This is a genomic window from Flavobacterium sp. ACN6 (assembly GCF_002304005.1).
GTDB lineage: Bacteria > Bacteroidota > Bacteroidia > Flavobacteriales > Flavobacteriaceae > Flavobacterium.
Genome location: NZ_MRCQ01000027.1, coordinates 1 through 11159 on the forward strand (window position 1 = coordinate 1; position 11159 = coordinate 11159).

At 35.8% G+C, this 11159-nt stretch carries 9 protein-coding genes; 7 read left to right on the top strand and 2 right to left on the bottom strand.

The genetic code is table 11. The features are described from left to right. On the top strand, positions 1–3224 hold a 3224-nt coding region (locus BSF42_RS22080; protein ID WP_172426743.1), incomplete at its 5' end, for a tail fiber domain-containing protein. Between the two features lie 415 nt (positions 3225–3639). After that, positions 3640–4632 (top strand): hypothetical protein, encoded by a 993-nt coding sequence (locus tag BSF42_RS22085; RefSeq protein WP_095955264.1) that lies wholly within the window; start codon positions 3640–3642, stop codon positions 4630–4632. Here the strand turns inward: BSF42_RS22085 and BSF42_RS22090 are convergent. Beyond that, positions 4570–4788 carry a response regulator gene (locus tag BSF42_RS22090; RefSeq protein WP_095955265.1) on the bottom strand — a complete coding sequence of 73 codons (219 nt, stop codon included), beginning with the start codon at positions 4786–4788 and terminating at the stop codon, positions 4570–4572. The genes BSF42_RS22085 and BSF42_RS22090 overlap by 63 nt on opposite strands. Positions 4789–4796: 8 nt before the next feature. Then, complete coding sequence (locus BSF42_RS22095) at positions 4797–5888, bottom strand: sensor histidine kinase (RefSeq protein ID WP_095955266.1); 1092 nt, start codon at positions 5886–5888, stop codon at positions 4797–4799. A 347-nt stretch (positions 5889–6235) separates the two neighbouring features. Here BSF42_RS22095 and BSF42_RS22100 point away from each other — a divergent pair, with 347 nt between their 5' ends. From BSF42_RS22100 to BSF42_RS22120, 5 genes are all read left to right on the top strand, one after another. Beyond that, complete coding sequence (locus tag BSF42_RS22100) at positions 6236–6769, top strand: YcxB family protein (RefSeq protein WP_095955267.1); 534 nt, start codon at positions 6236–6238, stop codon at positions 6767–6769. 129 nt (positions 6770–6898) lie between these two features. Then, positions 6899–7339 (top strand): hypothetical protein, encoded by a 441-nt coding sequence (locus BSF42_RS22105; protein ID WP_095955268.1) that lies wholly within the window; start codon positions 6899–6901, stop codon positions 7337–7339. Positions 7340–7559: 220 nt separating this feature from the next. Then, positions 7560–8846, top strand: a complete 1287-nt coding sequence (locus tag BSF42_RS22110) for a DUF4861 family protein (RefSeq protein WP_095955269.1) — start codon at positions 7560–7562, stop codon at positions 8844–8846. A 25-nt stretch (positions 8847–8871) separates the two neighbouring features. Beyond that, positions 8872–10194: a glycoside hydrolase family 28 protein gene (locus BSF42_RS22115; RefSeq protein ID WP_095955270.1), complete on the top strand. Its 1323-nt coding sequence runs from the start codon at positions 8872–8874 to the stop codon at positions 10192–10194. Between the two features lie 307 nt (positions 10195–10501). Then, positions 10502–10678 (top strand): histone H1, encoded by a 177-nt coding sequence (locus BSF42_RS22120; protein ID WP_029272605.1) that lies wholly within the window; start codon positions 10502–10504, stop codon positions 10676–10678. Positions 10679–11159: the final 481 nt, after the last annotated feature.

Below are 11159 nucleotides of genomic sequence, written 5' to 3' on the forward strand. Positions count from 1 at the left end.
TAAAAGGGCTAGACGGAAAAGATGGAGCAGACGGAAAAGGAATTGCTTCTACGACTGTTGATGCATCAGGAAATCTGATTGTTACCTATACAGACGGAACGACTTCTGATTTAGGAAAAATAAAAGGGCTAGACGGAAAAGATGGAGCAGACGGAAAAGGAATTGCTTCTACAACTGTTGATGCATCAGGAAATCTGATTGTTACCTATACAGACGGAACGACTTCTGATTTAGGAAAAGTAAAAGGGCTAGACGGAAAAGATGGAGCAGACGGAAAAGGAATTGCTTCTACGACTGTTGATGCATCAGGAAATCTGATTGTTACCTATACAGACGGAACGACTTCTGATTTAGGAAAAATAAAAGGTATTGATGGAAAAGATGGAGCAGACGGAAAAGGAATTGCTTCTACGACTGTTGACGCATCAGGAAATCTGATTGTTACCTATACTGATGGAACGACTGCCGATTTAGGAAAAATAAAAGGTATTGACGGAACGGATGGTATTAATGGAACAAATGGAGTTGACGGAAGAGGTATTACTACTACGACTGTTGATGCATCAGGAAATCTGATTGTTACCTATACTGATGGAACGACTGCCGATTTAGGAAAAATAAAAGGTATTGACGGAACGGATGGTATTAACGGAACAAATGGAGTTGACGGAAGAGGTATTACTACTACGACTGTTGATGCATCAGGAAATCTGATTGTTACCTATACTGATGGAACGACTTCTGATTTAGGAAAAATAAAAGGAAATGATGGATCTGTTGGACCACAAGGAGAAGCAGGACCTCAAGGAGCTGTTGGATCTGTTGGACCAAAAGGAGATATTGGAGAAGTAGGACCGCAAGGAGCTGTTGGATCTGTTGGACCAAAAGGAGATATTGGAGAAGTAGGACCACAAGGAGCTGTTGGATCTGTTGGACCGCAAGGAGAAGCAGGACCGCAAGGAGCTGTTGGATCTGTTGGACCACAAGGAGAAGTAGGACCACAAGGAGCTGTTGGATCTGTTGGACCGCAAGGAGAAGCAGGCCCACAAGGAGCTGTTGGATCTGTTGGACCAAAAGGAGATATTGGAGAAGCAGGACCACAAGGAGCTGTTGGATCTGTTGGACCACAAGGAGAAGTAGGACCACAAGGAGCTGTTGGATCTGTTGGACCTCAAGGAGAAGCAGGACCGCAAGGAGCTGTTGGATCTGTAGGACCAAAAGGAGATGTTGGAGAAGTAGGACCGCAAGGAGAAGTAGGACCGCAAGGAGAAGTAGGACCACAAGGAGCTGTTGGATCTGTTGGACCAAAAGGAGATGTTGGAGAAGCAGGACCACAAGGAGAAGTAGGACCACAAGGAGCTGTTGGATCTGTTGGACCAAAAGGAGATGTTGGAGAAGCAGGACCACAAGGAGCTGTTGGATCTGTTGGACCAAAAGGAGATGTTGGAGAAGTAGGACCGCAAGGAGCTGTTGGACCACAAGGAGAAGTTGGACCACAAGGAGCTGTTGGATCTGTTGGACCGCAAGGTGAAGCAGGACCACAAGGAGCTGTTGGATCTGTTGGACCGCAAGGTGAAGTAGGACCACAAGGAGCTGTTGGATCTGTTGGACCAAAAGGAGATGTTGGAGAAGTAGGACCGCAAGGAGCTGTTGGACCACAAGGAGAAGTTGGACCACAAGGAGCTGTTGGATCTGTTGGACCAAAAGGAGATGTTGGACCAAAAGGAGATGTTGGAGAAGTAGGACCGCAAGGAGCTGTTGGACCAAAAGGAGATGTTGGAGAAGCAGGACCACAAGGAGATGTAGGACCACAAGGAGCTGTTGGACCACAAGGTGAAGTTGGACCACAAGGAGCTGTTGGATCTGTTGGACCAAAAGGAGATGTTGGACCAAAAGGAGATGTTGGACCAAAAGGAGATGTTGGAGAAGTAGGACCACAAGGAGATGTTGGACCACAAGGAGCTGTTGGATCTGTAGGGCCAAAAGGAGATGTTGGAGAAGTAGGACCGCAAGGAGCTGTAGGGCCAAAAGGAGATGTAGGACCACAAGGAGCTGTTGGACCGCAAGGAGCAACTGGAGCATCTGTACCTCAAACCATAACAACAGGAAATTTAATTGCAGGAAGTACAGCAATTACGGTAACGGGTTCTGGTAAAGTTTTAGATGCAAATCTAACAATTGATGTAGCTAAAAAAGACTTAACCACTACAACCCCAGCTACGGTACTTAACGTTGTAAATGGTACGGGAGCAACCCTGACCAATGCGCAGGTTAATATTGTACCGGCAGCTGTGCCTTCAACATTAACGACTAATAGCGCTGGTATAGTTACATGGTCTCCAGATTTACCGTGGATTTTAAATGGAAATAAAAATGGTGCATTAAAAACAATTGGTACACAGGACGCATTTGACCTTCCGTTTATTACTAGCAATACAGAGAAAATGAGGATTACTAAAACCGGATATGTAGGGGTAAGTACAAATAATCCAAGCTCAAAATTGCATATACTGGCAAACAACGAAAGTTCTAATAGTGCAGATGATTTGAGGATAGAAACGTATTCCAATATTTATTCACCAAGTATATTACTGGATAGATCTCGAGGAACGCAGTCTGCACCAGTACCTCTTGCGGCTAATGATCCTATTGGAAGTATTGTTTTTAGATCACTTAACGGGGGAGGAGCGACCTCTTTGTCTACTATTAGTGCCACTTATCAGGGAAATGGTACAACAAATGCAAGTGATTTAGTTTTCAGCACATCTGGTACGCCAAAAATGACCCTTACTCAAACAGGCTGGCTTTATCCCGCTAGTGATGGAACTCAGCTTTTAGGTGCAAGTAATTATAGATGGTCAGCTGTATATGCTGCCGGTGGTGTGATTCAAACCTCAGATATTCGTATGAAAGCCAATATTAAACCGCTGCAATATGGTTTAGCAGACGTACTTAAAATAGATCCTATTACGTACAGCTGGAAAACAGATGCAACGAATAAAATGATGCTTGGAGTATCTGCACAACAATTACAAACAATTTTACCAGAAGCAGTAAATGTGGGAGAAGATGAAAATAAAACACTTGGTGTAAATTATTCAGAAATAATACCAGTTTTAATCAACGCAGTTAAAGAACAGCAAAAAGAAATTGATGCTAAGGATGCAAAAATTAAACAACTGGAAGAGCGTATGCTTAAAATAGAAAAACTTTTAGAAAAATAATAAAGTTAATTTAATTCAAAAATGGAAAAACCCAGCTTATTACAGCTGGGTTTTTTTTTTGAAGACTGCTGGCCAAGTATCTGATTGAAGCAGCTAAAATCTTTTAGTTTCTTATCAAATTGACACTTCTTAACTAAAATTATCAAATCTTATCCTTTCAGCCTGAATCAGGTATTTGTTTTATCAAAATTTTAAGTTAAAAGAATGTCCTAAAGTACAATTTTAAAAACTTTTAGGGGGTATCGTTAATAGATGTTATAGAGATATTTGTGCTTTAAAACTAACTGTAATACAGGTAGTTATGTTGTTGTTGAAAGGTGAATAGTTGAATTTAAAAAATATTGATTTTCTCTATAAGACTTCACTAACTATAATTTTTAAATAATTTTTATTAACACATTAACGATAAAATAATATGAAGAATAGAATACTTCCTTTACTTTTTGTCTTAGGTAGTTTCTCTGCTTACTCTCAGGTAATAGTAGGTAATAAGGAGATACAGCATACTTCTGCTCAACTACAGGTTTTTGCTAAAGACAAAGGTATTTTGATTCCAAACGTTGCGCTTACAAGTTTAACTGATGCTGCTACAATTTCAGACGGTAATGTAGATAGTTTAATGGTTTTTAATATTGCAACTACCGCAGATCTTAAACCAGGTTACTATTACTGGTATGTAGACAGATGGTGGAGATTTGCACTTTCTGGTGAAGCAAATGGAATCGCTGGCGGTAATGGAGAGCCGGGGAAAAAAGGGGAACCTGGATATCCTGGTGAAAATGTATCTATTTATACAGATAATGAAACAGGCATCGTATACGTACAAAATCCAGATGGAACGTGGACTGCAATTAATGGTAAAAATGGAATTGACGGTAACAACGGAATTGCAGGTGGAGCTGGTCTGCCTGGAGATGCCGGTCTTGATGGAACAATTCAAATGTATATCGACTACACAACAGGAATTGTTTACGTAAGAGATCCTAAAGATCCAAATAAATGGGTGCCTATAAACGGTAAAGATGGAAATAATGGCATCGCTGGAGGAAATGGTGCTCCAGGTGCTCCAGGTACTGCGGCTATTGATGGAACTGTTAATATTTACGTGGATAATACTACGGGAATTGTTTATATCAGAGATCCTAAAAATCCAGACAATTGGATCCCATTAAATGGGAAAGAAGGAAACAACGGTAAAGACGGTATAGCAGGAGGTTCTGGAGATCCGGGTGCGCCTGGAACTGCCGGTATCGACGGTACAATTCAAATTTACGTTAACAGAGATACTAAAGTTGTTTTTGTAAGAGATCCTGAAGACGAAACAAAATGGATTAGATTGACTGGATTAGACGGTGCAAAAGGAGATACTGGAGCAATTAACGTCGGGCATATTAACATCGCTGATTAGCAGACTTATATCACTGTGTTTTAATACTTCAATTGCCTCACTTACAGATGAAGCCTTATATGTTCTATAATTAAAAGTCTTTAATTGTCTCTGAACCAAATCCAGCATATCATTATTGTCATCGACAACAAGTATGTTTTCTTTTTTAAAATTCATTTTATTTTTTACAGTATAGGGATTCTAATTATGAAAATTGTTCCATTAGGAATATTGTTTTCTATAAGTATCTCCCCGTTATGATTCTTGATTATTCCATGAACGACGCTAAGTCCCAGGCCGCATCCATAACTTACAGGTTTGGTCGAGAAAAAAGGCTCGAATATTTTTTCCTTTATATTTTCTGGAATACCAGTTCCCTGATCTTCTATTTTTAGAAATAAATTAAAGTCATCATGATCCACTACAATTCTGATTGTGCTCTTTTCTGGAGAAGCATAAATAGCATTTATAAGTAAATTAAATATAACTTGAGTGATTTGAACAGAATCAAGTTTGGCGGCTATATTTTCGTTTGTAAAAACCAATTCATGTTTGATTCCCTTTTTTTGAAAGTTTGATTTTAGAAACGATAAAGCAAAAATAATAATTGGTTTTATTTCCTGTAATTCCAGTTTGTGCGGCATTTCGCAGGAAAAGAACATTAATTTTTTGACAATTTCCCGCGAGTAAATAACAGAATTTATTACAATTGAAATATCTGAATCGATATCAGGATCCTTATTTTGTTCCTTAATCAATTCTGCAAAACCCAATATATTGCCCAATGGCGTATTTAGTTCATGAGCGATGCCGGCTGTCATTTCGCCCAAAAGCGTAAGGCGCTCCATGCGTTCTATGGTTCTTCGCAGCGCTGCTTTTTTTTCTAGTGTTTGGTATTTTTCAATATAATTTCCAATTTCTATTGCAATAGTGTCCAGAAGCTGTTGTTCGTCTTCCTGAAAATCGTCCTGTATATACTTTCTAGAAGGGTAATTAACTCTGATATGGCCAGAATCTCTATCCTTAATTTTGATAACACTAGATTGAAAAACGCTGGGTTCGCTTTTTTCAGAAGTAGAAAGATGATAATTTAGAATATGAATTTCTACAACCGCATCTAAATTATAACACCAGGCATTTTTTGTGCTTACAATAATTTCATAAAGCGTTTGAAGATGTATAGAATTGGATTTAGAAATGATTTTGGAAATTTCATAAAGACAAGTAAGCTCCTTAATTTTTTCCTTGAGTTTTTCTTCAGTTAAATGCCGATTCATTGTAAGAAAATATTTGTTTTATTTTGAATAGATTTCAAAAGTAAATAAATATTTCAGACATAATTATAAAAGAAAGTTAATTGTTAACTATTTGAAAATAAAATAAATAGCCTATTGTTTTAAAGTCGTATAGTGTTATTTATTTGTCTTTTAGGGGTAAATTTTAAAAGTTATTTAAGTAAGAAAAAAGCATCAAAATACAATAATGATTTTTATTATTTATTAGGAAATATTTCGAGAAATAATAAAGTCTTATTTTGATAGTTTAAAAACTTCTACGTCCATCAAATAAAATGCTGTTGGAATATTTTTGTTGACGAGAATGAAATCCAAAAACAAAAACAATTATGACATCGGCTAATTTTTTATTAGAGTTTCAATTAAATGTTTCTGAAATAAAACAGCTCAACAAAATGTATTTTAAGCACTTGTTTAAAGAGCGAATTGTATTTTGTATGGTTGCCCTTTTGACCGCTGTAGTGGGTATTGATTTTATTTTGGAGTCAGATTTTTTGCAGTGGCTGATAAGCAGTCTTGCTTTAGTTGTGGTTTTTATCATCATTCAGTTTTGCTGCATCAATACTATTTCGGATATGATTTTTGAATTGTCAAAAAGGTTATTGAAGTTTGATAAATTTCATAATAAATACAAACTGATATTTACCTATTCTGATATTTCTGTTCATTCGCCATTGGGAGCATTAACCCATAAATGGTCTAAAATAGAAAAGGTAATTTCGACTAAAGACGCCTTGTTTCTCTATATAAAAGAACGAAATGGTTATATTATTTCTATTTCTAAAAAAGAGTATCACTGTCAAAAAATAGAAGAATTACTCGCCTTTGTTGAAAGTAATATAATTACCGTAACAAAGATTTGATGGAATAATTTTTCAGTTTTAAGTAATTTTTTTGATGAAAAAAAATCTTATTCTGTTTGTTTTCTGGCATATTGGGGCTATTAAGAATTTATTGCTGCTTTAATTTTGTTTAGGTTTAAAAATATCAAAATGCAGAAAGAACGAGTGTTAGTAAGAGATAATAAAGGAGTCTTCTTGAAAATGTTTAAGAGAAAGTTAAAAGATCAGTTTGAATTTTCTGAAAAAGCTTTTTTTGATCACAGTATAGAGGAAGTAAAACCTTATGACCGAATTGTGTATGTAGTTTATAATAAAGAGGAACTGCTGGGTTTTCTGCAGGAAAATAAAAAGCCAAACGTTTTGGTTTGTTTATTCAACAAACAGTTTTATACTAGTCTGGCATTCTTGCAGGTAATTAACAACCTGATTTTGTTTGATGAATCCAAAACAAGCCGCGAAATTTTCAAAGAGCTAAAAACCTTTTTTAATAAGAAGCTGGATTTTAAAAATGAAAAAGCTGCCATGTCTGAATTACAGATGCCTAATTTAAAATCTCAGGAATATTACAAGGCGATGTATTTTTTAATGTGATTTTTTATATTTTTTATATTTTTTTCGTGCATATACTTTTTAATTATGACTTGGTTAAAAAGTTATGCCTTTAATGCAGGATAAAAGTTGTTCGTTATCCTGCATTTTTTTATTTTGGAAATACTAAATTTCTCGCAGTTAAAGTTTTTTATATAATGAAGTGTTGTATTAACAATTAAAAAAACTTACATTGTTCTTCTTAAATAAAGAATAAGAAAGAATGAAAAAAACAGTTTTATTTTATCTTCCCATCACTTTAGTAACAGCTTTTTTTACAAGCTGTAAAGTTTCTCAAAATGTTTCAGAAAAAGCTATTGTGCTGAAAAACACTAGTTCTCTGGCTTTATCTCAAAAAGCAATTGCAATAAAAAGAGAAAATCTCAGTAATAGTGCTAAAGGAACTTTTCCTATTTTACTTTTTAAAACAGATACAATTGCCGCACAAACAAATGATCTTAACGGCGATGGAAAATGGGACGAACTTTTCTTTACCACTGATTTTTCGCCAAAGGAAGAAAAGAATATCCAGTTAAAATGGTCAGAAACCGATCCGAAATTTACAGTTAAAACAAGTGTGCGATTCGGAAAAAGAGAAGCCGAAAACCTGCCTGTCCATCCAGATACAATAGAGGTTTTAATGGCCGATCAAGTATATAAAAAATTAGGCTATCAAAAATACCAGACAGATGGGCCGACTTGGGAAAATGATAAAGTAGGTTTTAGACATTATCTCGATGGACGAAATTCTAAAGATGTTTTTGGAAAAAAACTTCCAGGCATAACGCCGGAAAATGTAGGTATAAACAGTAAAGGCGCCGTTGAAGATAATTACCATGTAATGTACGATTGGGGAAGAGATATTTTTCCTGTTGGAAACTCCGCTGGTCTGGGAGCTTATGCTTTATTGATCGACAACAAAATGAACAGACTCGGAATTTTATTAAATGATACCATTAATAATGTTGAAAAAACAACTTTCAAAATTGTATCTGAAGGGCCTGTAAATTCTGTTTTGAGTTATCATTATGAAAACTGGAAAGCCTCAGGAAATTTATATCAGGTGCAGGAAACAGCTTCTATCTGGCCGGGAATGTACGGTTATAAAAACACAGTTTCCATAAACGGTATTAAAGGAAAAGAAACTTTTCTGGCAGCTATTTCTAATTTGAATAATAAAAATCCGCTTCAGGTGATCGAATCTGGAGACTGGGTATGTTTGATCCAGCACGATTATTTAACCTATGAGCGCCAATGGATCTTGGGAACCGCTATATTAGTTCCAAAAAATTTATATCAAGGGTATATCGAAGCACCAAAAACGGGACAATTGACAGATTCCTATTTAGCAAAATTAACGGTTGAAAATAATAAGGAAATTAGTTATTATTCCGTCGCAGCTTGGGAATTGAGTGCCGATAAAGGTTTTAATGATTCGAAATTTTTTACCAATTATGTAACGAATCTGGCCAAACAGCTTTCGGCTAAAATAGAAGTTCAAGTTAAATAAATTACACATTAACAGCTGTTGCGGAATGAAAAAGATCCTTATCATTTTATGTTTTATTGGAAATGCGCATTTTTCTTTTTCACAACAGCAGACAAATACATTTCCTGACGGAACTCCTATTGAAAAATGGTTTAAAAACGATACAAAACTAAAATTAAAAGATTTAGGAAACCAATATACAATTACCAATTTTGGAGTTAAAAACGATAGTACTATAGTCCAGACCCGAGCTCTACAAGCCGTTATTGATAAAGCAGGGGCGGGCGGAGGCGGCGTAATCGTGATTCCGAAAGGCGTTTTTTTGAGTGGTGCTTTATTCTTTAAACCAAAGACGGCTTTATATTTAGAAAAAGGCGCTGTTTTAAAAGGATCTGATGATATTGCTGATTATCCAATACTGCCTTCGCGAATGGAAGGGCAGAATTTAGATTACTTTCCCGCTTTGATAAATGCATACGGCGTAGATTATTTTTCTATTTCCGGCCACGGCACAATTAACGGAAACGGAAAAAAGTTTTGGGAAGCTTTCTGGAAAAGACGAAGTGAAAATCCAGAATGTACCAATTTAGAAGTTTCAAGGCCAAGATTAATTTTTGTATGGAACTCCAACAACGTGCAATTTCAAGACGTAAAATTGATTAATTCCGGTTTTTGGACGAATCATTTTTATAAATGTACTAATATTAAACTTCTAGGGCTTTACATTTTTTCACCGCATATTGAAATCAAAGCTCCAAGCACCGATGCAGTCGATCTTGATGTCTGCGAAAATGTTTTGATAAAAGACTGTTATATGTCTGTAAATGATGATGCGGTTGCTTTAAAAGGCGGAAAAGGTCCGTATGCAGATCAGGATAAAAATAACGGTCCAAACAAAAATATTATAATTGAAGACTGCACTTTTGGTTTTTGTCATTCGGCTTTAACGAATGGGAGCGAAGCCATTCACAACCGGAATGTTATATTTAGAAATAGTAAAATCGAAGGCGCTTCTCGTTTACTTTGGTTAAAAATGCGACCAGACACGCTGCAGCGATATGAATATATTTTGGTTGAAAACATAAAAGGAGAAGCCGAAACTTGTCTGGCGGTTTTTGCGTGGAGGCAGTTTTATGACTTAAAAGGCCGTCCTGATATTCCTTTGTCTTACGGAGAGCGTATTACTTTAAGGAATATTGAACTTAAATGCACTAATTTTTACGGCGTAGAAAAAGATCCAAATGTTCGTTTGAGTAATTTCAAATTTGAAAACTTGACCATAGAAACATCCAGAACAAAGATCGATAAAACGATTATAGACGGTCTGATTTTAAAAAATGTCTACCTGAATAAGAGTTTAATTGAGTAATTTTTTCCGTTGTTGAGTAATTTTCCCACTGTTTAACGCATAGAATAGAGCATACTCAGCTGCGTTTTGTATTATTTTTTTTATGTCTTGAATAGTTTGCAGAAAGCTCAAAAATGATCTTTGTAAAATTGTTTTTAAAATAAGTATTTGATTGTTAATGGTTTGTGTTTATTGGTTTTTTTGAAAAAGAATAAGTCAATTTATTGTAAAGAAAATGAATGAAAAACTGCATTAAATTTAACAGCAATTTTGTTGTAACTATCACACAAACTTTTATTTTTGTGGCTTAATTTAACAATATATAAGCATGAAAGATTTATTAGTAAAAATCAACGCCGAAATTGACGCATTTAAAGCAGAAGCTGAATCTTTAACTGAAAAAGGAATTAAAGCAGCAGGTCCAAGAGCACGTAAAGCTACTTTAGAAATTGAAAAACTTTTAAAAGAGTTCAGAAAAGTTTCTATCGAAGAATCAAAAAAATAATACAACTAAAACCTCGTCAATTGACGAGGTTTTTTTTTGGTTTTTAACCGCAGTTCACAAAGAATTGCGCGATGATCGCAGCGTTTTTTTTGTTCTCTTATTATTGATTATAAAAGTAAGTTTGAATCTACTGTATCGAAGTGAAGTTGCGTATAGTTTGTCGTTCCTCCTTTAGGATGACAAAAATAAGTGTGAATATACTGTATCGAAGTGAAGTTGCGTATAGTTTGTCATTCCTCCTTTAGGATGACAAAAATAAGTTTGAATCTACTGTATTGAAGTGAAGTTGCGTATAGTTTGTCATCCTTGTAAATAATTATGAATCTACTATAACGACGTGAAGTTGCATCTGTTTTGTCATCCTGAGGAACGAAGGATCACACGCGGAACTCTACAAAGATTGGCGACATAGATTGCGGAGCTTCTAGTGTGATTGCTTCGCCAGTTCGCTATCGCTCGTGTCTTCGTTCCTCAGGATGAC